Origin of the sequence: Micromonospora sp. NPDC050695, assembly GCF_040654415.1 — a bacterium.
Taxonomy (GTDB): Bacteria; Actinomycetota; Actinomycetes; order Mycobacteriales; family Micromonosporaceae; genus Micromonospora.
In genome coordinates this window covers 73,820-95,842 of record NZ_JBFAHZ010000002.1, presented here as the reverse complement: position 1 = coordinate 95,842, position 22,023 = coordinate 73,820, and the positions used below count along the sequence as shown (strand labels likewise).

Here is a 22,023-nt window from a genome sequence, read left to right as displayed (position 1 = left end):
GGGTGGGGGTGGCCGGTCTGTGACATGGCATTGATGCGTCGGGGATCGACGGGGATGGGGGGTGAGCTTTGCGTCGATGCTGTGCTGCGTACCACTCCTCGACACAAAGAGGTCATCTTGGCTCTGTCTTCCAGGCGTTGCCGCTCCGGGCTGATCGCCCTCGGCGCCGCCCTCACCCTGGCGGCCGGGTTCACCCCACCCGGCACAGGGGCGTCCGCCGCCCCGCCGAACAACCCGGGCCAGCCCACCGGTCAGCCGCCGGCCGCCCCCGGACACTCGTCCACCGTCACCCTGATCACCGGTGACACGGTCAACGTCACCACCGCGGCCGACGGCAGCACCATCTCGACGGTCCGCCGGCCGGACGGCAGCACGCCGACCTTCCACCGCACCGTGCTCGACGGCGACACCTACGTGTACCCGGACGCCGCGCTGCCGTACGTCACCAGCGGCGTGCTGGACCGGCAGTTGTTCAACGTCACCGAGCTGATCGCCGACGGTTACGACGACGCGCACTCGGACAAGCTGCCGCTGATCGTCACCCTGACCGACGCGGCGGTCCGCAACCGCACCCGTCCCTCGGTGGACGGTGCCGAGCTGGTCCGCCCGCTCGACAGCGTGCAGGGCGCGGCGCTGACCCGTCAGCGGGCCACCGCCGGCACGTTCTGGACCGCCCTCACCGCCGGCACGGCCCGCCGTACGGGCGACGCGCCGACGCTCGCGGGCGGAATCGCGAAGGTCTGGTTGGACGGACGGGTGCACGCCGACCTGGCCGAGTCCACCGCCCAGATCGGTGCCCCGGCCGTCTGGGCCGAGGGCAACACCGCCGCCGGTGTCGACGTCGCGGTGCTCGACTCCGGTGCGGACACCGAGCACCCGGACCTCGCCGGCCAGGTCACCGCGTCGAGCAGCTTCGTGCCGGACGAGCCTGACATCCTCGACTACAAGGGGCACGGCACGCACGTCGCCTCGACGATCGCCGGCACCGGTGCGGCCTCCGGCGGCACCGAGCGGGGTGTCGCCCCCGGCGCCCGGCTGCACATCGGCAAGGTCCTCAACAGTGAGGGCAGCGGGCAGGACTCGTGGATCATCGCCGGCATGGAGTGGGCGGCCCGCGAGCAGAAGGCCCGGATCGTCAGCATGAGCCTGGGCGGCGAATCCACCGACGGCAGCGACCCGATGAGCCAGGCGGTCGACCGGCTCAGCGCCGAGACCGACGCCCTGTTCGTGATCGCCGCCGGCAACAGCGGCCCGGCGACCATCGGCAGCCCGGGTGCCGCCAACTCGGCGCTCACCGTGGGCGCCGTCGACGCCACCGACCACCTCGCGGACTTCTCCAGCCAGGGCCCCCGCGCCGGTGACGGCGGGCTGAAGCCGGAGATCACCGCGCCCGGTGTGGACATCCTGGCCGCCCGCTCCCACCTCGTACGTGGTGGTTCCGGGGACTACACGCTGATGAGCGGCACGTCGATGGCCACCCCGCACGTCGTCGGTACGGCCGCGCTGGTGGCCGCCGCGCACCCCGACTGGACCGGCCAGCGCATCAAGGAGGCGCTGGTCAGCACGGTCAAGGCCACCCCGGCGTACACCCCGTACCAGGCTGGTGCCGGCCGGCTGGACGCGGTCGCCGCCGTACACGCCACCGTCTTCGCCACCCCGAGCGCCTACTCCGGCTTCCAGGCCTGGCCGCAGCAGCCGGGGACGACGGTCGACCGGACGGTCACCTACACCAACGTCGGCGGCGCACCGGTCGCCCTGCGGCTGGCTCTCGACGCGCCGACCGCGCCGGCCGGCCTGTTCGCCCTGTCCGCCGACACGGTCACCGTGCCGGCCGGCGGCACCGCGACGGTGACGCTGCGCGCGGCGTACGACAAGCTGCCGGTCGAGAAGCAGGTCAGCGGCGCGATCATCGCCACCGACGACGCCGCTACGGTCCGTGGTCGCACCCTGATCGGGGCGAGCAGGGAGGGCCAGCGGCAGAACCTGACGCTGGTCGCGAAGGACCGGGACGGCAGGCCGCTCGCCGGCAAGGTCATTCTCACCGCCGATGGTCTGTTCACCGCCGTGGATCTGCCCGAGAGCGGCACCGCCACGCTGCGGCTGCCGGTGGCGAACTGGAACGGCTGGATCTCCGCGGACGTGCGGGGCCTGAACGGGCCGCACTCCAAGGGCATGGTGATGCTGAGCTTCACCGACGTCATCCTGGACCGGGACCGGACGGTCACCCTGGACGCGCGGGCCGCCCGGCAGGTACGGGCCGAGGTGCCGCAGGAGGCCACCGCCACGTCGCTGCGGATGGACATCCACCGGTCCTTCGGGGCCAGCCTCACCGAGAGCCAGGTGCTACCCGACGACTCGTACGACAGCATGTGGGCGTTGCCGACGAGCCGTGCGGTCACCGACGGCGAGTTCGAGTTCGGTGCCCGGTGGCGCCTGGAGCAGCCGGCGCTGACCGTCGCGGCGGGCGGCCGGTCGTACGCCGATCTGCTGGTGAAGCGGGCGACCCCGGCGCTGCCGGCGGGTCGTCGCCAGCTGGACGCGGTCTACGTCGCCGACGCGTCGGCGGCCGGGCTGGCGAAGCGGCCGGTCCGGGACCGGGCCGTGGTGGTGCGGCGCAGTGACGGCGTGGACATCGCCACCCAGGCGCAGGCCGCCGCGGCGGCCGGGGCCACGCTGCTGCTCGTGGTCAACGACCGCGTCGGGCGGCTCCAGCCGTGGGACGAATCCCTGTGGGGTCCGGAGAACCCGGCCCCGGTGACCGTCGCGACCCTCACCGCCGACGAGGGCGCGCAGCTCATCGCCGCGTTGGCGCGCGGCCCGGTGCGGCTGTCGGTCGAGTCGCACCCGGAGACCACCTACCTGTACGACGTGGTGCACCACTGGACCGGCACGGTGCCGGCCGATCCCACCTACCGGCCGACGAAGCGGCAGCTGGCCCGGGTCGACGTGGAGTTCCGCAACTACCGGCAGGGCAGGGCGCTGGAGTTCCGCACCGACATCTGGAAGGGCCTGGGGTCGAGCAACCAGGAGGCCACCGCGGCGCGGGGCCGACGCACCGACTGGGTGAGCACCGACCAGCGGTGGGTCGACGACGCGTACATCCCCGGTGAGACCGGACAGCACGTGCCGGAGGTGACGACGTATGCGGCCGGCAAGCCGAGCACCGTCACCTGGTTCGGGCCGATCCAGCGCCCCCGGATGGGTGGGAACTACGTGCCGATCCGGTACCTGGACACCCTGTACCTTCCGGCACCCGGCTGGGGTGACGGTGGCGGGCACATCGGGGAGGCGTACGCCAACTTCGACATGGTCAACCGGACCACCCTCTACCAGGGGGACAAGGAGCTGAACTGGGGTAACGCCGAGTACCTCCAGGTCTCCGGCCTCGCGGAGCAGGGGCTGCCGTACCGGCTGGTGGTGGAGAACGACCGGGCGGCGTGGACCAACCCGTACTCCCGGCAGACCCGCACCGAGTGGGGCTTCCGCTCGGCGGCCACCGGGGAGGAGTCGGCGGAGGCGCTGCCGATGATCCAGCTGGACTATCAGGTGGACATCGACGCCGACGGCACGGCGTCGCGGCGGGCACCGCTCACCGTGGTGGCCTCGCACCTGCCGGGCGTGCAGGGCACGATCGGCGCGGTCACCGTCGAGGTGTCCTACGACGACGGCAGGACCTGGCAGGAGCAGCGGCTGATCCGGCACGGCGACGGCTGGCGGACCTCGCTGGCCGCACCGGCGAAGGCCGGCTTCGTGAGCCTGCGCACCACCGCGCGGGACGCCGCCGGCAACACGGTGAGCCAGAGCATCACCCGGGCGTTCGGCCTGCGCTGACGCCGTGGCGGCCGCCGGTCGGGGTGCCTCGCGCACCCGGGCCGGCGGCCGTCCGCTGTCGCCGGCGTCAGCCGACGGACGGTCGCGTCAGCGGGGCACCGCCGGTCGGTCGAGGAAGAGCAGCCGGGCGCGCTTGTCCGGCAGGTCGATCAACGGTCCGGGCCGGAACCCGGTACGCAGAAAGCGGTTGATCGCGCGGTCGTTGCGGGCGTCGGGCTCCAGCACGACCCGCAGCCGGCTCGGGTCGGCGAGGACGAAGTCGAGGATCGCGCCGAACAGCGCGCCGGTGAAACCCCGCTCGACGGCCACCGGCGGCCCGATGAGCAGGTGGACGCCGACGTCGCCGGGGCGTACGTCGTAGCACTCGCCGACCGGGTCGGCCTCGGGCTGGTAGGTCTGCGCCAGCGCCGCCGGCACCCCGTCGCGGTGCACCAGGTACGCGTGGTGGGTGGCCAGCGAGTCCAGGTACGCGTAGATCTCGTGCACGCGTTCGCGGCTCGCCTCCCGCATGCCCCAGAATCGGGCCCGGTCCTGGGTGACCCAGCCGTGCAGCAGGTCGACGTCCTGGTCGGGCCGGACCGGGCGGATGGTGACCACCCCGAAGCCGCTGACCTCGCTGCGGTAGGTGTGCTGTTCAGTGCGCATCGGTCTCCTCGGTGAGCTGGTCCCAGTCCGTGACCACCCGGAGCAGCTCGCCGGACAGCCACGCCGGGCTCTGGTCGTCGTGGTGGCGGTCGTCGGGCACCCCGCACGCGCCCAGCGGGACCACCCAGCGGCTGTCGTCGCGACGGGCCAGGTCCCAGACGAAACGGGCGGCCGGACCCCGGAAGCACCGGTGGGTGACGCCGGGCACGCTCGACGTGGCCAGCACGCAGTCGTGGTCACCGTCGAGGCGGGGGCCCGGCCCGCCGTCCGGGTCGGGCAGCGCCCGCCACGGCGCCAGCCGGTGCAGGTCACCCCAGAGCGCCGGCCCGTCCGCCGCGCCGGCGACCTCCTCGGCCGCCGCGCCGACCAGCGCGGGCACGTCGACGCCGGGCAGCCGCCCGGCGCCGAGCAGGTGCTCCAGCGCGTAGCCGACCCGCGGCGTCAGCGCCAGCCAGGGCGTGAACACCTCGGGGTACGCGGGCGGCGCGGCCAGCGCGGCCAGCGACGGATGGGCGGCGATCCGGCGTACGACGGCCGCCCGCAGGAGGGCGAAGTCGGCGGCGTCGGTGCTGTCGGCGGCCATCCGGCGGTCCCAGCGCAGCAGCCGGTCCCGCAGCGCGGCGGCGTCCGGGCTGAGCCCGGTCAACCCGGCCAGCACCACCAGCAGTGGCCCGGCCGAGCCCAGGTGGGTGTCGGTGTGCACGGCGGCCATCTCCCCGGCCGTCCAGTCCCGACCGGCGTCGAGCAGCTCGGCGATCCGGCGCGCGCGGTGCGGCGGTGCGAACTCGACGCCGAGGGGCGCCGCCAGCCCGCGTTCGTTGGCCATCACCGCCCGGCCGGTCACCTCGGCGCGGGGCATCGGCGCGTACCAGCCCCGCCAGGCGTGCCGGGCCTCCCAGGCGGGAACCACCCGCCGGCCGTTGTCCGGATGCCGTACCGGCACCGCCCCGGCGACCCGGTGCAGCAGCCCGCCCGCGGTGTCCGCCGCCTGCACCACGTTGACCGGCTCCATCCAGTGCCGCAGCGCCCGGTCCACGTCGGCCACGGTACGGGCGCGCAGCAGCTCCGGCAGCGCGGCGAACCCCAGCTCGGCCCGGACCCGCGGCGGGTAGCGCAGGCTGATCGCGGCCGGTTCGTCGGGTCCGCCCACGATCACCGGACCCCGCTCGGTCTCCAGCACCTCGACCTCGACCGGGGCCGCCCCGGCCACCTCGATCGTCTCGACGTGGCGGTGCACCGGCTCCCAGCCGTCCGGGCCGAGCGCCCGCACGTCGGAGCCGTCGCGGCGCAGCCGCTCGGCGTACACGTCCTGGTAGTCGGCCATCGCGTTGGTGATCGCCCAGGCCACCGCACCGGTGTGTCCGAAGTGGGCGATGCCCGGTACGCCCGGCATCGCCAACCCGACCACGTCGTACTCCGGGCAGGCCAGCCGGATCTGCTGGTAGACGCCCGGATCCTCGATGAACCGGTGCGGGTCGCCGGCGAGCAGCGCGGCACCGGTGCCGGTGCGCTCGGCGGCGAGCAGCCACCCGTTGCTGCCGGCGACGGCCGGCCCGTCGGTGGCGAACGCCTCGACCGCGTCCGCGCCGAGGTGCTCCGCCACGTGCTCGCGCCAGAGCTTGCCGGGGAACCCGGCGAACAGGATGTGCTGGCCCAGCCAGACGGAGAGGGGTGTCCACGGCTCCCACCGGCCGGGGGTCAGCCCGGTGGCGGCGAACTCCGGTGCGCGCGCCGCCCCGACGGCGAGGCCGGCGTTGACCCCGGCCACGTACGCGCCCACCCACGCGGCGGTCGCCTCGTCGAGGGCGGCGTGGCAGCGGCGGGCGGTGTCGTCGAGGCGGACCTGCCGGGCGAACCGGTCCCAGGCGAGCGCGTCGGCGCCGAGGAAGGCCGCGCTGGTGCCCGCCGACCGGTGCCGTTCCACCTCGATCTGCCACGCCCGGTCGTACGCGGTCACCCGACCCTGCTCGGCCGCCAGGGCGAGGGGGTCGTCGGCCCGCAGGTGCGGCACGCCCCACGGATCGCGGAAGCGTCGGGTGCTCATGCCGGCTCGGCCGCGCGTCGGCGGGCGGCGGGAACGACCAGCGGGGTGCCGGTCTCCGGGTCGTCGATCACCCGGCAGGGCAGCCCGAACACCTCGGCGACCAGGTCGGCGGTGACCACCGTCGCCGGGTCGCCGGCGGCCACCACCCGACCGTCGCGCATGGCGATGAGGTGGGTGGCGTAGCGGGCCGCGTGGTTGAGGTCGTGCAGCACCGCGACGAGGGTGCGGCCCTGCTCCTCGTGCAGCCGGGCGCAGAGATCCAGGATCTCGATCTGGTGGGCGATGTCCAGGAAGGTGGTCGGCTCGTCGAGCAGCAGCAGCGGGGTCTGCTGGGCCAGCGCCATGGCCAGCCACACCCGCTGCCGTTGCCCGCCGGACAGCTCGTCCACCAGCCGGTCGGCGAGGTCGTCGACCCCGGTGGCGGCCATCGACTCCTCGACCACCCGCTCATCCTCGCGCGACCACTGCCGCAGCAGCCCCTGGTGGGGGTAGCGGCCTCGCGCGACCAGTTCGGCGACGCTGATGCCGTCCGGCGCGATCGACGACTGCGGCAGCAGGCCGAGGGTGCGGGCCACCGCGCGGGCGGGCCGGTCGTGGATGTCCCGCCCGTCCAGCAGCACCGTGCCGACGCTCGGGCGCAGCATCCGCGACAGCGCGCGCAGCAGGGTCGACTTGCCGCACGCGTTCGGGCCGATGATCACCGTGAACGACTGATCCGGAACGGCCACGGTCAGATCCTCGGCGATGGTGCGCCGGTCGTAGGCGAGGGTCAGCGCGGTGCCACCGAGCCGGGTGCTGCCGGGGTGCATGGGTGCTCCTTCGAAGGGGTCGCGGATGGTCACAGCCGACCCGCCCGGCGTTCGACGGCGAGCAGCCAGACCAGATAGCCACCGCCGATCACTCCGGTCACCGCGCCGACCGGAAGTTGGTGCCCGGTGAACGCGCGCTGGGCCAGCAGGTCGGCGCCGACCAGCAGCGCCGCGCCGACCGCCATCGACGGCAGCAGGTTGGGGCCGGGCGCCCGGGTCAGTCGTTTCGCGACGTGCGGCGCGACGAGCGCCACGAACGACACCGGACCGGCGGCGGCCGCCGCGAACGACACCAGCAGCACCGCCGCGGCGAGCAGCACCAGGCGCAGGCGGCGGACCGGCACGCCGAGGGCGCTGGCCGTGTCGTCGCCCAGTTCCATCATCCGCAGCGCCGGGGCGCAGCCGACGAGCACCAGGGGCGCCAGCACGGCCAGGACGGCGAGCAGCGGCCCGGCGTTCGCCCAGCCGCGCCCGTCCAGGCTGCCGGTGAGCCAGAGCACCGCGCGGGCGGCGTCCATCAGCGGCGCCCGGGTGAGCAGGTAGCCGTTGACGCCGGTGAGGATCGCGGCGACGCCGATGCCGACCAGGATGAGCCGGTAGCCGTGCACGCCGCGCCGCCAGGCGAGCGCGTAGATCAGCAGGCCGGTGGCGAGTCCTCCGACGACCGCGGCGCCCGCGAGGGCCAGGCTGCTGCCGCCGAGGACGACCACCACCAGCGCGCCGGTCGACGCGCCCTGGGTGAAACCGAGGATGTCCGGGCTGCCCAGTGGGTTGCGGACCAGCGACTGGAAGACCGTACCGGCCAGCGCCAGCGCCGCGCCGACCAGCAGGGCGGTGACCAGCCGGGGCAGGCGCAGCTCGGTCACGATGAACTGCTCCGCCGGGGTGCCACCACCGGTCAGGGTGCGCAGCACGTCGGCCGGGCCCATCGGGTAGTCGCCGCTGCCCACGGCGACCAGGCCGAGCCCGGCCGCGAGCAGGGCCGCGCCGGCACCGACGGCCAGCGCGCGCGGGCGGAACCGCACCGACAACCCGCCGGGGGTACGCAGGACGGTCATGGTTGGGCCACCGGTCGCCGGCTGACCAGCCAGAGGAAGAGCGGGCCGCCCAGCACGGCGGTCACCATGCCGACCTGAAGCTCGCCCGGTCGGCCCAGCACCCGGCCGAGCACGTCGGCGCCGAGCAGCAGCACCGGCGCGAGCACCGCGCAGTACGGCAGCAGCCAGCGCAGGTCGGGGCCGGTCAGGGCGCGGACGAGGTGCGGCACCAGCAACCCGACGAACACGATCGGGCCGCAGGCGGCCGTCGCCGCGCCGCAGAGCAGGGTGACCGCGACGATCACGGCGGCGCGGATGAGCGCCGGCCGGGCGCCCAGGGCCCGCGCCGTGTCGTCGCCGAGCGCCAGGGCGTTCAGCGGACGGGCGGCGCCGAGCGCGACCAGCAGACCGACCAGGATGAACGGTGCGACCCGGGTCACGGTCGCGGAGTCCGCGCTGGCCAGCGAGCCGACCGTCCAGAACCGCAGCCGGTCCAGCGACGCGGTGTCCAGCAGCATGACCGCGCTCACGTACGAGTAGAGCGTGGCGTTCAGCGCGGCGCCGGCCAGTGCCAGGCGGGCCGGGGTGGCGCCGCGTCCGCCGCCCACGGCGTAGACGAGCGCGGTGACCACCGCCGCGCCGAACAGCGCGAACCAGACGTACCCGCCGATGGCGGTGACGCCCAGGAAGCTGGCGGCGGTGGCGACGGCGGCGGACGCGCCGGCGTTGATGCCGAGCAGCCCGGGGTCGGCGAGGGGGTTGCGGGTGAGGGCCTGCATGACCGCGCCGGCCACGCCGAGCGCGGTGCCGGCGAGCAGCCCGAGCAGGGTGCGCGGCAGGCGCATCCGGTGCACCACGGCGTACTCGGTGGCGTCGCGGTGCAGCAACCCGGACCAGACGTCGGCGAGGGGCAGCGACTTCGCGCCCACCGCGATGCTGAGCAGCAGGAGCACGCCGAGCAGTGCGACGGCGCCGAGCAGGCCGGCGGCACGGGCCGCCTGGTGTCGCACCGGGGGCGGGGCCGTGGACCGCGCCGGCACGTGTGGTGCTGGTCTGGTGACGGTGGGTGAGGCGTCCAGTGTGGGCTCCGGTTTCGTGGCGACACGTCGGTACCGCTGTTGACAACGACCGAGGTTAGGCTAACCTAACCCCGCTGTCCCGGTCGACACCGACCCTCCCTTGATCGAAAGACGACACCATGCCCGATGCACTGTCCTCCCGTCGCCTCTCTCGTCGTGGCCTGCTGGCCGCCGGTGGCGCCGCCACGCTGGCTGCCCTGCTCGCCGGCTGCGGCAAGGACGATGCCGCCAAACCCGCTCCCAATAACGGAAACGGGCCCTGGTCGTTCACCGACGACCGCGGCAAGAAGATCGAGGCGGCGGCCCGTCCGGCCCGGGTGGTGGCGTTCACCGGAGTGGCGGCAGCGCTGGTCGATTTCGGTCTCGACAAGCAGCTCGTCGGAGTGTTCGGCGAGACCAAGCGCGCCGACGGCACGATCGACCCGCAGGCCGGCGACCTCAACGTCGAGGCCGTGGAGGTCATCGGCAACGTGTGGGGCGAGTTCAGCCTCGAGAAGTACGCCGCCCTGCGTCCCGAGCTGCTGGTCACCCACATGTACGACCCGGACGCGCTCTGGTACGTGCCGGACGAGAGCAAGGACAAGATCCTCCCGCTCGCGCCGAGCGTGGCCGTCACCACCGCCCGGGTGCCGATGACCAAGCCGATCGAGCGGTACGCCGCCCTGGCCGAGTCGCTCGGCGCGGACCTGTCCGCGAAGAAGGTCACCGACGCGAAGACCCGCTTCGACGCCGCCGCCGAGGCGGTCCGTCAGGCGGTCAAGGCCAACCCCGGCATCACGGTGATGGCCTGCTCCGGCAGCCCCGACCTGTTCTACGTCTCGAACCCGAAGGTCAGCACCGACCTCATGTACTTCGCCGAGCTGGGCGTCAACATCGTCGTCCCCACCAAGCTCGAGGCCGGCGACTACTTCGAGGCGCTGAGCTGGGAGAACACCGGCAAGTTCCCGGCCGACCTGATCCTGCTGGACAACCGCAGCACCGCGTTGCAGCCCAAGGACCTCGCCGCCAAGCCCACCTGGCAGCAGCTGCCGGCGGTCAAGGCCAACCAGGTGACCCCGTGGGACGCGGTGCCCCGCTTCTCGTACGCCGGCGCCGCCCCGCTGCTGGAGAACCTCGCCACCGCCATCCGGAACGCGAAGAAGGTCAGCTGACGCCATGAGTACGAGCACCGTCGCGCCCGTCGCCCCGCAGTTCCGCTTCTTCGCCGCGCACGTCGTGCGGTCACGCCGGATCGGCGCCTCGCTGATCCGGGTCACCCTCGGCGGTCCGGAGCTGGTCGACGTCGCCGGCGGTGGCCGGGACCAGAGCGTCTCGCTGTTCCTGCCGCACCCCGGGCAGCACGCCCCGGTGGTCCCGGTCGAGCACGGCGACGACTGGTTCGGCGCCTGGCGGGCACTCCCGCCCGACGTCCGCGCCGTGATGCGCTCGTACACCATCCGGGAGCAGCGCCCGGCCGCCGGCGAGGTGGACATCGACTTCGTCAGCCACGGCGACGGCGGCCCCGCCTCGCGCTGGGCCGCCCTCGCCGGGCCGGGCGACCGGGTGCTGCTGCTCGGCCCCGCGGTGCACGACAACCGCAGCGTCTGCTTCCGCCCCCCGGACGGCACCGACCTCGTCGTGCTGGCCGCCGACGAGACCGCGCTGCCCGCCGCCGCCGGGATCCTCGGCTGGCTGCCCGCCGGCACCCGGGTACGCGCCTGGATCGAGGTGCCGGACGCCGCCGACATCACCGAGCTGCCCAGCGCCGCCGACGCCGAGATCCGCTGGATCGTGCGCGGCAGCACCCCGCCCGGCAGTGACCTGCTGGTCGGCTCGGTGCGCGCGGCCCGGCTGCCCGCCGGCACCCCGTACGCCTGGATCGCCGGCGAGTCCGGCGTGGTGCGGGCGCTGCGCCGGCACCTGGTCGGCGAGCGGGGCTTCGACCGTCGACGGGTGACCTTCGCCGGCTACTGGCGACGCGGACTGTCCGAAGAGGACCTGCGTGCCGAGGCGCTGGCCGGCGTCACCGCCTGAGTAGCGACCCCCATCGAAGGCAGCACGACCCCGTGGCGCGACGGCGCGCCGGGGCCGGTCGCGGCTGCCCATCGTCGAGAACGTGGAGGACATCCGTGACCGTGCCGACGTACCCCGTCGAAACCACCGCGCCGCCACCGGCGCCGGCGACCGCACCGGCCGCCGCGCGGGCACAGCTGCTGCACCAGGGCTCCGTGGAGCAGTACCGGCAGGCCATCGCCGACGGCGTCGACCGGGTCGCCCGGCGGGTGGCCGGCGTGGACCGGCCCGGCACCGGCATCACACCGGCCGAGTTGGCGCCCCTGGTCGACCGCGTGGACCTGGACCGGCCGCTGGGTGACGCCGGGGCCGCCCTGGACGAGCTGGAGGACGTCTACCTGCGCGACGCCGTCTGGTTCCACCATCCCCGCTACCTCGCCCACCTCAACTGCCCGGTGGTCATTCCGGCGCTGCTCGGCGAGGCCGTGCTCACGGCCGTGAACTCCTCGTTGGACACCTGGGACCAGAGCGCCGGGGCCACCCTCATCGAGCGTCGCCTGATCGAGTGGACCGCTCAGCGGATCGGCCTCGGCCCGGACGCGGACGGCGTGTTCACCAGCGGGGGCAGCCAGTCCAACCTTCAGGCGCTGCTGCTGGCCCGGGAGGAGGCGTGCGCCGACGCGCTCGGCCCGGCGGCCCGCGCGGAGCTGCTGCCCCGGCTGCGGGTGCTCACCTCGGCGGCCGGTCACTTCAGCGTGCAGAAGTCCGCCAAGCTGCTCGGCCTCGCCCCGGACGCGGTGATCGCGGTGCCGACCGACGCCCGGCGGCGCATCCGGCCCTCCGCCGTGCGGGACGAGATCGCCCGGTGCCGGCGGGCCGGACTGGTGGTGATGGCCGTCGTCGGGACCGCCGGCACCACCGACTTCGGCTCCATCGACCCGCTCGCGGAGCTGGCCGGGATCTGTGCGAGCGCCGGCGTCTGGCTGCACGTGGACGCCGCGTACGGCTGCGGGTTGCTCGTCTCGCCGACGCGCCGGCACCTGCTCGACGGCATCGAACTGGCCGACTCGGTGACCGTCGACTACCACAAGTCGTTCTTCCAGCCGGTCAGCTCCAGCGCGCTGCTGGTCCGCGACCGGCGGGTGCTGCGGCACGTCACCTACCACGCCGACTACCTCAACCCGGCGCGGATGGTCGAACAGCGCATCCCCAACCAGGTCGACAAGAGTCTGCAAACCACCCGCCGTTTCGACGCGTTGAAGCTCTGGCTGACCCTGCGCGTGATGGGGCCGGACGCGCTCGGTGCGCTCTTCGACGAGGTGGTCGACCGGGCCGCCGACGCCTGGCGGCTGGTCAGCGAGGACCCGCGCTTCGAGGTGGTGACCCGCTCGCAGCTGAGCACGGTGGTCTTCCGCTACCTGCCCACCGGCCCGGGCCGCGAGCTGGCCGACACCGCCAACCTGTACGCCCGCGAGGCCCTCGCGGCCACCGGCCTCGCCGTGGTCGCCGGTACCCGGGTCGACGGCCAGCACTTCCTCAAGTTCACCCTGCTCAACCCCGCCACGACCGTCGAGGACGTCGGTTACGTGCTGGACCTGATCGCCACCCACGCCGGCCGGTACGTGCACGACCACACCGCCGCCGAACTGACCTGCCCCGTCGGCTGACGCCGGTGACCACGAACCCGCGCCTGGAGACCCCGATGTCCACCCACGACTTCATCGCCATCGGGCTCGGCCCGTACAACCTGGGCCTGGCCTGCCTCACCGCGCCGATCGACGAGCTGGACGGCGTGTTCCTGGAGGCCCGCCCGAGCCTCGCCTGGCACCCCGGCATGCTGCTGGAGTCGGCCCGGTTGCAGACCCCGTTCATCGCCGACCTGGTCAGTCTCGCCGACCCGACCTCGCCGTACTCCTTCCTCAACTACCTCAAGGAGATCGGCCGGCTCTACCCGTTCTACATCCGGGAGAGCTTCTACCCGCTGCGCAGCGAGTACGACGCGTACTGCCGGTGGGCGGCGGCGAAGCTGCCGAACCTGCGTTTCGGTCAGACCGTGACCAGCGTGGAATACGACGACACCGACGAGCGGTACGTGGTGCGGGCCAGCGCGGGCACCGGGGAGACCGTGGAATACCGCGCCCGGCACCTGGTGCTCGGCACCGGCACCCCGCCACACCTGCCGGAGGCGGTCGAGGGGCTGCCCGGTGACGTCGTGCACAACTCGCGGTACCTGGAGAACCGGTCGACGTTGCGGACCAGGCGCAGCATCACCGTGGTGGGCAGCGGGCAGAGCGCCGCCGAGATCTACCACGACCTGCTCGGCGACATCGACCGGTACGGCTACCAGCTGAACTGGGTGACCCGCTCGCCCCGGTTCTTCCCCCTCGAATACACCAAGCTGACGCTGGAGATGACCTCGCCGGACTACGTGGACTACTTCCACGCGCTGCCCGAGGCGACCCGCTACCGGCTGGAATCGGAACAGAAGGGCCTGTTCAAGGGGATCAACGCCGACCTGATCAACGACATCTTCGACCTGCTCTACGCGCACAGCGTCGACGGGCCGGTGAACACGCGGCTGCTCACCAACACCGAGTTGGTCGGCGCCGAGCACCGGGACGGGGCGTACACGCTGAGGTTGCGTCAGGTGGAGCAGGAGCGCGACTTCGCGCTGCGGACCGAGGGCCTCGTCCTGGCCACCGGCTACCGCTACCAGGTGCCGGAGTTCCTCACCCCGGTGTCCGACCGGATCCGCTGGGACTCCCACGGTCGCTTCGACGTGGCCCGCAACTACAGCATCGACCACACCGGGCGGGGCATCTTCCTACAGAACGCCGGCACCCACACGCACAGCATCACCTCACCGGATCTCGGCATGGGCGCCTACCGCAACTCGTGGATCATCCGGGAACTGCTCGGCCGGGAGCACTACCCGATCGAGAAGAGCATCACCTTCCAGGAGTTCGGAGTGTCGTCGTGACAGGCGTCTTCACCCGCCTCGACGAACGGCTCGGCGAGTTTGCGCTGCGTCCGCTCGACCCGGACGCCGACGCGGCGCTGCTGCACACCTGGGTGACCCATCCGAAGGCGTCGTTCTGGATGATGCAGGACGCCGACGAGGCCCAGGTCACCGAGGAGTACCGGCGGATCGCCGAGCACCCGCACCACGACGCGTACCTCGGCCTGTGGCGGGGGAGTCCCGCCTTCCTCGCCGAGCGCTACGACCCGGCCCACGTCGAGCTGGTCGGCCTCTACGACCACCAGCCCGGTGACGTGGGCATGCACTTCCTCAGCGCGCCGGTCGACGCGCCGGTGCACGGCTTCACCCGGGCGGTGATCGGCACCGTCGTGGCGTGGCTGTTCGACGACCCCGCCACCGCGCGGGTGGTGGTCGAGCCGGACGTGCGCAACACCGCCGTGCACGCGCTGAACGCGGCCGTCGGCTTCGAGGTCGTCGGCCCGATCGTCAAGCCCGAGAAGGACGCGCTGCTCAGCGTCTGCACCCGAGCCCAGTTTCAGGCCGCCGCCGACCGCGTTGCCGCCATCCGAACCGAAGGAGCCCCGGCGTGACCACCACCGCCGTCCCCACCCACCCGCCCGTCGCCACCGCGCACAGCGCCTCCGGCGACCCGGTCGGGCACCTCACCCCGCAGCGCTGGGCGCGGGCCAACCGGCTGCTGGTGCGTAAGGCGCTCGCCGAGTTCACCCACGAGCGGCTGCTCAGCCCCGAAGCCGTGTCCGGCCCCGACGACCGGCAGTGGTACGAGGTCCGCAGCGACGACGGCACGGTCACCTACCGGTTCGCGGCCCGGGTGCTGACCCTGGCGCACTGGCAGATCGACGCGGACAGCATCACCCGACACCGCGACGGCGCCTCGCTGCCGCCGGACGCGGTGGACCTGATCGTCGAGTTGCGCCACACCCTCGGACTCTCCGCGCGGGTGCTCCCCGTCTACCTGGAGGAGATCACCTCCACCCTCGCCGGCACCGCGTACAAGCTGGCCCAGGCCGCGCCGAGCGCCGCCGAGCTGGCCGAGGCGGACTTCCAGACCATCGAGACGTCGATGACCGAGGGCCACCCCTGCTTCGTCGCCAACAACGGCCGGCTCGGCTTCGGCGTCGACGAGTACCACCGGTACGCCCCGGAGGTCGCCGCGCCGGTACGGCTGGAGTGGCTGGCCGCGCACCGGGACCACTCGACGTTCAGCAGCGCCGCCGACCTCGACTACGACACGCTCATCGAGAGCGAACTGGACGTCGAGACCCGGGCCCGGTTCGCGGCCACGATGGCCGATCTCGGGCTGGACCTCGCCGACTACCACCTGATCCCGGCGCACCCGTGGCAGTGGTGGAACAAGCTGGCGGTGACCTTCGCCGGGGAGTTGGCCGAGCGCCGGCTGGTGCACCTCGGCCCGGGGCCGGACGTGTACCTCGCCCAGCAGTCCATCCGCACCTTCTTCAACGTCAGCGAGCAGGGTCGGCACTACGTCAAGACCGCGCTGTCGGTGCTGAACATGGGCTTCATGCGGGGGTTGTCGGCCGCGTACATGGCGGCCACCCCGGCGATCAACGACTGGTTGGCCGACCTGATCGCCGGCGACGAGGTGCTGACCGGCACGGGCCTGACCGTCATCCGGGAGCGGGCCGCGGTCGGTTACCGGCACCGGCAGTACGAGGCGGCCACCGAGCGCACCTCCCCGTACCGCAAGATGCTGGCCGCGCTGTGGCGGGAGAGCCCGGTGCCCGACCTGGCGCCGGGGCAGCGGCTGTCCACCATGGCCGCGCTGCTGCACGTGGACAGCGCCGGTGGTTCGCTGGCGGCGGCCCTGATCGAGCGGTCCGGGTTGCCCGCCGAGGTGTGGCTGCGCCGCTACCTGGACGCGTACCTGACCCCGCTGCTGCACAGCTTCTACGCCCACGACCTGGCCTTCATGCCGCACGGCGAGAACGTCATCCTGGTCCTCGACGAGCGGGACACCGTCGAGCGGGTGATCTTCAAGGACATCGCGGAGGAGATCGCGGTGATGAGCGCCGACCGCGAGCTGCCGGCGGAGGTGGAGCGGATCCGCGTCGACGTGCCCGACGACACCAAGCTGCTGAGCATCTTCACCGACGTGGTGGACTGCTTCCTGCGCCACCTCAACGCGGTGCTGGTCGAGGCCGGGGTGCTCACCGAGGACGCCTTCTGGGGCGCGGTCGCGGCCTGCGCGGTCGACTACTTCGACCGGGTGCCGCACCTGGCCGAGCGGGTTCGCCACTACGACCTGTTCGCACCGGAGTTCACGCTGTCCTGCCTCAACCGGCTCCAGTTGCGCGACAACCAGCAGATGGTCGACCTGGCCGACCCGTCGGCCGCTCTCCAGTTCGTCGGCACCCTGACCAATCCGCTGGCCGCCCACGCCCCGCGTCGGTGACTCTGTCCACGCCTCCTGGTGTTATCGATAACACCAGGAGGCGTGCCGTCCACTGAGCCGTCACGGCCCTGATCGTCGGGGACGAGCCAGTCACCATCTTGAATGAGACCGCCCCTCCGCCGTAACATGCCGGACACGGATGTGAGCGCTAACGCTCGTGTCTGACCGCCCTGTCGAGCCCGTCCCCGCCCGGCTGTGCTCCGTCGCCTGTTGCGCTCTCCGTGGAGGTTCCATGTCCCCCCTGCCCATCAGCCGGCGCCGCGTGCTGCAAGCCGCCGGTGCCACCGCAGTCATGTCCGCGACCGGTACGACGGTCCTCACCGCGGGCCCCGCCGCGGCAGCCGTGGTCCCGCCCGCCCGGCCGGACATCGGGGTGTCGGCGTACCCCTTCGACCCGGGTCAGGTGCGACTGACCGCCGGTCGCTGGCTGGACAACCAGACCCGCACCCTCACCTACCTGCGCTTCGTCGACGTCGACCGCCTGCTCTACAACTTCCGCGCCAACCACCGGCTGTCCACCAACGGGGCCGCCACCAACGGAGGCTGGGACGCGCCGAACTTCCCCTTCCGGACCCACATGCAGGGCCACTTCCTGACCGCCTGGGCGTACGGGTACGCGGTGCTGGGCGACACCACCTGCCGGGACAAGGCGAACTACATGGTGGCCGAGATGGCCAAGTGCCAAGCGAACAACGGCGCTGCCGGGTTCGGCTCGGGCTACCTATCCGGGTTCCCGGAGTCCGACTTCACCGCGCTCGAGGCACGCACGTTGTCCAACGGCAACGTGCCCTACTACTGCATCCACAAGACCCTCGCCGGGCTGCTCGACGTCTGGCGTTACACCGGCAACACCCAGGCCCGCTCGGTGCTGCTGGCCCTGGCCGGCTGGGTCGACACCCGGACGGCCCGGCTGAGCTCCAGCCAGATGCAGTCCATGCTGGGCACCGAGTTCGGTGGCATGAACGACGTGTTGACCGACATCTACCAGCAGACCGGCGACGCCCGGTGGCTCGCCACCGCCCAGCGGTTCGACCACGCGGCCGTCTTCAACCCCCTGGCCGCCAACTCCGACCAGCTCAACGGTCTGCACGCCAACACGCAGGTGCCCAAGTGGATCGGCGCCGCCCGCGAGTTCAAGGCCACCGGGACCACCCGGTATCGGGACATCGCGAGCAACGCGTGGAACATCACCGTCGGCGCGCACACCTACGTCATCGGCGGCAACAGCCAGGCGGAGCACTTCCGGGCGCCCAACGCGATCGCCGGTTACCTCAGCAACGACACGTGCGAGCAGTGCAACACCTACAACATGCTCAAACTGACCCGGGAGCTGTGGCTGCTCGACCCGAACCGGACGGACTACTTCGACTTCTACGAGCGCGCGCTGATCAACCACCTGATCGGCGGACAGAACCCGGCCGACAGCCACGGCCACATCACGTACTTCACCCCGCTGCGCCCGGGTGGCCGTCGGGGCGTGGGCCCGGCGTGGGGCGGCGGCACCTGGAGCACCGACTACAACTCGTTCTGGTGCTGCCAGGGCACCGGCCTGGAGATCAACACGAAGTTGATGGACTCCATCTACTTCTACAACGGCACGACGCTGACCGTGAACCTGTTCACGCCGTCGACGCTGACCTGGTCGCAGCGCGGCATCACGGTCACGCAGAGCACCAGCTACCCGGTCAGCGACACCACCACCCTCACCCTGTCCGGCACGATGAGCGGGTCGTGGAGCGTCCGGGTGCGCATCCCCGCGTGGACGAGCGGCGCGACGGTCAGCGTCAACGGTGTGGCGCAGAACGTCGCCACCACGCCGGGCAGCTATGCCACGGTCACCCGCACCTGGGCCGACGGGGACACCATCGTCGTACGCCTGCCGATGCGGGTCGTCATGCGGGCCGCCAACGACAACCCCGGCGTCGCCGCCGTCACCTACGGCCCGAGCGTGCTCTGCGGCAACTACGGCAATACCGCGCTCACCGCGCTGCCGTCACTCACCGTCGCGTCGATCGCCCGGACCAGCACCAGCTCCCTGGCGTTCACCGCGACCGCGAACGGCTCCACCGTCACACTCGCGCCGTTCCAGGACGCCCACGGTTACAACTACACCGTCTACTGGAACGCCAGTGGCAGCAGCGGCGGTGGCAGCCACCGGCTGGTCAACGTGGGCACCGGCCTGGTGCTCGGCATCCAGAACATGTCCACCGCCGACGGTGGGCTCGCCGTGCAGTGGGGTGACAGCGGCACCGCCGACCACAACTGGGTGGTGGTGACCGACGGCTCAGCGGTCAGGTTCCGCAATGTCAACAGCGGGAAGGTCCTCGGGGTGGAGAACATGTCCACCGCCGACAACGCCCGCGTCCTGCAGTGGTCCGACAACGGCACCGCCGACCACCGGTGGACCCTGGTGGACAACGGTGACGGCACCTACCGGATCCGCAACGTCAACAGCGGCAAGCTGCTCGGCATCCTGAACGGGTCCACCGCGTGGGGTGCCCAGGCCGTGCAGGATTCGGACAACGGCAGCGCGGACAACCGCTGGCGGCTCGTGGCGAACGCCTAGGACGGCGCGGCCTGGCTCAGTCGGTCGTCCCCGCGCTGCGGAACGCGCGGGCCAGCTGAGCCAGGTCGAAGCCGTCGAAGTGCTGGAGGAACCGTCGGCGTACGGCGGCCAGGTGGCTGGGCCACGACTCTTCCAGGCGGGCGAAGCCCGCGTCGGTGAGGACGGCGTTCCAGCCACGGGCGTCCTCCTCGCACCGTTCCCGCTTCACCAGGCCCTGCGTCTCCAGTCGGATGATCGTGCGGGTCATGCCGCTGAGCGAGAGGTGGCAGAGCGAAGCGAGTTCGTGCATGCGCATCCGCCGGTCCGGTGCCTCGGAGAGGTTCATCAGGGCGGTGTACTCGGTCAGCGGCAGTTGACGATCAGCGATCATGTCGCCGTCGATGGTGCGGGGCAGCACATGCATCACCTGGCCCAGGGCGCGAACCAGGGCCTCTTCGTCCGGATTGAGGGGAAGCGGACGCTCTGCGGGTGGGCCGGCCATCCCGACATCCTAGTTGCTTGACCGATCAATTGCCCACCGTGCGTGTGGGGACAGCCACACCAGGCCCATTTGCTTGACCAAGCAACAACCGGCTAGCGTCGGCGCGTCAGCCCAACCCACTTCTGAAAGGCGCCACCATGACCAGGATCGGGATCATCCTCGGCAGCACCCGCCCCGGGCGGAACGGGGAAGCGGTCGCCCGCTGGGTCCTCGAGGTCGCCAAGCAGCGCTCCGACGCGGAGTACGAGCTGATCGACCTGCTGGACTACGAGCTGCCGCACCTCGACGAGGCGTACCCGCCGGCGATGGGTCAGTACACCAAGCCGCACACGCTGCGGTGGGCCGAGACGATCGCCTCGTACGACGGGTTCATCATCGTGACCCCCGAGTACAACCACTCCACGTCGGGCGCCCTCAAGAACGCCATCGACTACCTGTACGCCGAGTGGAACAACAAGGCCGTCGGCTTCGTCAGCTACGGCTCGCTCGGCGGCGCCCGGGCCGTCGAGCACCTGCGTCTGATCGCCGGCGAGCTGCAGATGGCCGACGTGCGTTCCCAGGTGGCGCTGTCGCTCTTCACCGACTTCGAGAACTTCAGCGTCTTCAAGCCCAACCAGTTCCACGAGGACGCGCTGACCACCACCCTCGACCAGGTGGTCGCCTGGAGCGGCGCGCTCGCCCCGCTGCGCCAGAGCTGACCCTTGCTGACCCGGAGCCGGCCGCGGGATGTCCTCCCGCGGCCGGCTCGTGGTTGACGCCCCTCTGGTGCGTACTACTCTCGATCCGGTGAGTCGAGTTGCCAACGCGCGCCATGCGCCGCTGTGGCGGGACCGCACCTTCGGCACGTACTGGATCGCGCAGTCGCTCTCCGCGGCCGGTGACTCGTTCGCCTACCTGGCGGTACCGCTGCTGGTGCTCCAGGCCACCGGGTCGGTGGCGCAGATGGGCCTGCTCACCGCCGTCGCGGGTGCCGCGTCCGTCGTGGCCGGCGTCTTCGGCGGGGTGCTCGTCGACCGGTACGACCGCCGCACCCTGATGATCGCGGCGGACCTGACCCGGCTGGTGCTGTACGGCCTGGTGCCCCTGGCCTGGCTCGCCGGCCCGCAGGTCTGGCTGCTCTTCGTCGTGCTGCCGATCTGCGAGGCGGCCGGCATGGTGTTCCAGGTCGCCGCGGTGACCGCGGTTCGCAACCTCGTCGACCGGGACCGGATCACCGAGGCCAACGGCCGGTTGCAGGCGACGTTCGCGGCGACGGCCGTCCTCGGGCCGCTGCTCGCCGGTGTCGTGTCGGCCCGCTTCGGGCCGGCGGTCGCCATCGCCGTCAACGCGGGCAGCTTCGCGCTCTCCGCGGCCGGTCTGTGGCTGATCCGACTGCGGCCGGTCGAGGTCGACGACGCCGCGGACGCCACGGCCCTCCGGCAGCGCCCGCTGGCCGAGTTCCTGGCGGGGGCGCGGTTTTTGTGGCGGCAGCCCGTGCTCCGCGCGCTGACCGTGCTGCTGTCGGTCTTCATCTTCCTGACCTACGGCTTCACCGACGTGCTGATCTACCACGTCACGCACGACCTGGGCGGCTCCGAGGGCACCGTCGGCACGGTGCTCGGTGTGGCGGCGTTGGGCACGGTCGCCGGCGCGCTGCTGGTCGCGCCGCTGCGCCGTCGGCGCGGCTTCGGCGTCACCTGGATCAGCGCCCACACGGTCTGTGGCTGCGCGGTGGTGGGAGTGGGTGCCGCCACCAGCGTGCCGGCGGTCACCGCGCTGACCGCCGTGTACCTGTGCTGCCTCAGCATCGGCGGCATCTGCTCGATGTCGCTGCGCCAGGAGATCACCCCCGACCATCTGCTCGGCCGGGTCACCTCGGCGTTCTGGAGCATCCACTACTCCCTCGGGCCGGCCGGTGCGGCGGTGCTGACCTGGTCCGCCGGCCGGTACGGCGTCCAGGCCGTCACGCTCGTGGCGGGAGCGGGGTGCCTGCTGGTCGCGATCGGGGGACTGTTCACCCCGATCCGCCGCGCCGGCGCGGAGCTGGCCGCCTCGCGGTCCGGACTTCGCGCCGCCCCGGCCGGGGGCAACCTCAGTGGTTGAGACGCTTCGGAGTTGATGTCGTCAGCGAATCACGCCCTGACGG

General features: G+C 72.5%; 16 protein-coding genes. 10 read left to right on the top strand and 6 right to left on the bottom strand.

The window, feature by feature from the left end; translation table 11 throughout:
- The first annotated feature begins 117 nt into the window (after positions 1-117).
- Entirely contained in the window at positions 118-3,831 is a 3,714-nt protein-coding gene (locus tag AB0H52_RS02015; protein WP_357944627.1) for a S8 family serine peptidase, read from the top strand.
- A gap of 87 nt (positions 3,832-3,918) precedes the next feature.
- Here AB0H52_RS02015 and AB0H52_RS02010 read toward each other — a convergent pair whose 3' ends face one another.
- The 5 genes from AB0H52_RS02010 to AB0H52_RS01990 are packed head-to-tail and all read right to left on the bottom strand — an operon-like array spanning position 3,919 to position 9,406.
- The gene (locus AB0H52_RS02010) at positions 3,919-4,476 is read right to left on the bottom strand and encodes a GNAT family N-acetyltransferase (RefSeq protein ID WP_151488813.1); all 558 of its coding nucleotides are present in this window, start codon (positions 4,474-4,476) and stop codon (positions 3,919-3,921) included.
- Positions 4,466-6,520 carry a penicillin acylase family protein gene (locus AB0H52_RS02005; protein WP_151488814.1) on the bottom strand — a complete coding sequence of 685 codons (2,055 nt, stop codon included), beginning with the start codon at positions 6,518-6,520 and terminating at the stop codon, positions 4,466-4,468. Before AB0H52_RS02005 ends, AB0H52_RS02010 begins: the two co-directional genes overlap by 11 nt.
- Positions 6,517-7,329: an ABC transporter ATP-binding protein gene (locus AB0H52_RS02000; RefSeq protein ID WP_151488815.1), complete on the bottom strand. Its 813-nt coding sequence runs from the start codon at positions 7,327-7,329 to the stop codon at positions 6,517-6,519. Before AB0H52_RS02000 ends, AB0H52_RS02005 begins: the two co-directional genes overlap by 4 nt.
- Positions 7,330-7,358: 29 nt before the next feature.
- Positions 7,359-8,387 (bottom strand): iron chelate uptake ABC transporter family permease subunit, encoded by a 1,029-nt coding sequence (locus tag AB0H52_RS01995; protein ID WP_357944626.1) that lies wholly within the window; start codon positions 8,385-8,387, stop codon positions 7,359-7,361.
- A complete protein-coding gene (locus AB0H52_RS01990; protein WP_225854206.1) occupies positions 8,384-9,406 on the bottom strand; it encodes an iron chelate uptake ABC transporter family permease subunit in 1,023 nt (340 codons plus the stop codon). Before AB0H52_RS01990 ends, AB0H52_RS01995 begins: the two co-directional genes overlap by 4 nt.
- A gap of 158 nt (positions 9,407-9,564) precedes the next feature.
- Between AB0H52_RS01990 and AB0H52_RS01985 the strand changes: the two genes are divergently transcribed.
- The 7 genes from AB0H52_RS01985 to AB0H52_RS01955 all read left to right on the top strand — a co-directional run bounded on the left by AB0H52_RS01985 (position 9,565) and on the right by AB0H52_RS01955 (position 19,417).
- On the top strand, positions 9,565-10,596 hold the full coding sequence (locus AB0H52_RS01985) for an ABC transporter substrate-binding protein (protein ID WP_151488817.1): 1,032 nt from the start codon (positions 9,565-9,567) through the stop codon (positions 10,594-10,596).
- 4 nt (positions 10,597-10,600) lie between these two features.
- Positions 10,601-11,458: a siderophore-interacting protein gene (locus AB0H52_RS01980; protein ID WP_151488818.1), complete on the top strand. Its 858-nt coding sequence runs from the start codon at positions 10,601-10,603 to the stop codon at positions 11,456-11,458.
- Positions 11,459-11,559: 101 nt separating this feature from the next.
- Positions 11,560-13,104, top strand: a complete 1,545-nt coding sequence (locus AB0H52_RS01975; protein ID WP_151488844.1) for an aspartate aminotransferase family protein — start codon at positions 11,560-11,562, stop codon at positions 13,102-13,104.
- Positions 13,105-13,139: 35 nt separating this feature from the next.
- Positions 13,140-14,417: a SidA/IucD/PvdA family monooxygenase gene (locus tag AB0H52_RS01970; protein ID WP_151488845.1), complete on the top strand. Its 1,278-nt coding sequence runs from the start codon at positions 13,140-13,142 to the stop codon at positions 14,415-14,417.
- Positions 14,414-15,007 carry a GNAT family N-acetyltransferase gene (locus AB0H52_RS01965; protein ID WP_357944624.1) on the top strand — a complete coding sequence of 198 codons (594 nt, stop codon included), beginning with the start codon at positions 14,414-14,416 and terminating at the stop codon, positions 15,005-15,007. Before AB0H52_RS01970 ends, AB0H52_RS01965 begins: the two co-directional genes overlap by 4 nt.
- Positions 15,004-16,851 (top strand): IucA/IucC family siderophore biosynthesis protein, encoded by a 1,848-nt coding sequence (locus AB0H52_RS01960; protein WP_357944622.1) that lies wholly within the window; start codon positions 15,004-15,006, stop codon positions 16,849-16,851. The genes AB0H52_RS01965 and AB0H52_RS01960 overlap by 4 nt, the downstream gene beginning before the upstream one ends.
- Before the next feature lie 232 nt (positions 16,852-17,083).
- Entirely contained in the window at positions 17,084-19,417 is a 2,334-nt protein-coding gene (locus AB0H52_RS01955) for a beta-L-arabinofuranosidase domain-containing protein (protein WP_151488821.1), read from the top strand.
- Positions 19,418-19,433: 16 nt separating this feature from the next.
- On the opposite strand, the gene AB0H52_RS01950 is transcribed toward AB0H52_RS01955, so the two are convergent.
- Entirely contained in the window at positions 19,434-19,898 is a 465-nt protein-coding gene (locus AB0H52_RS01950; RefSeq protein WP_151488822.1) for a MarR family transcriptional regulator, read from the bottom strand.
- A 137-nt stretch (positions 19,899-20,035) separates the two neighbouring features.
- Here AB0H52_RS01950 and AB0H52_RS01945 point away from each other — a divergent pair, with 137 nt between their 5' ends.
- The gene (locus tag AB0H52_RS01945) at positions 20,036-20,596 is read left to right on the top strand and encodes an NAD(P)H-dependent oxidoreductase (RefSeq protein WP_151488823.1); all 561 of its coding nucleotides are present in this window, start codon (positions 20,036-20,038) and stop codon (positions 20,594-20,596) included.
- 88 nt (positions 20,597-20,684) lie between these two features.
- Positions 20,685-21,980 (top strand): MFS transporter, encoded by a 1,296-nt coding sequence (locus AB0H52_RS01940; RefSeq protein ID WP_151488824.1) that lies wholly within the window; start codon positions 20,685-20,687, stop codon positions 21,978-21,980.
- Positions 21,981-22,023 lie beyond the last annotated feature (43 nt).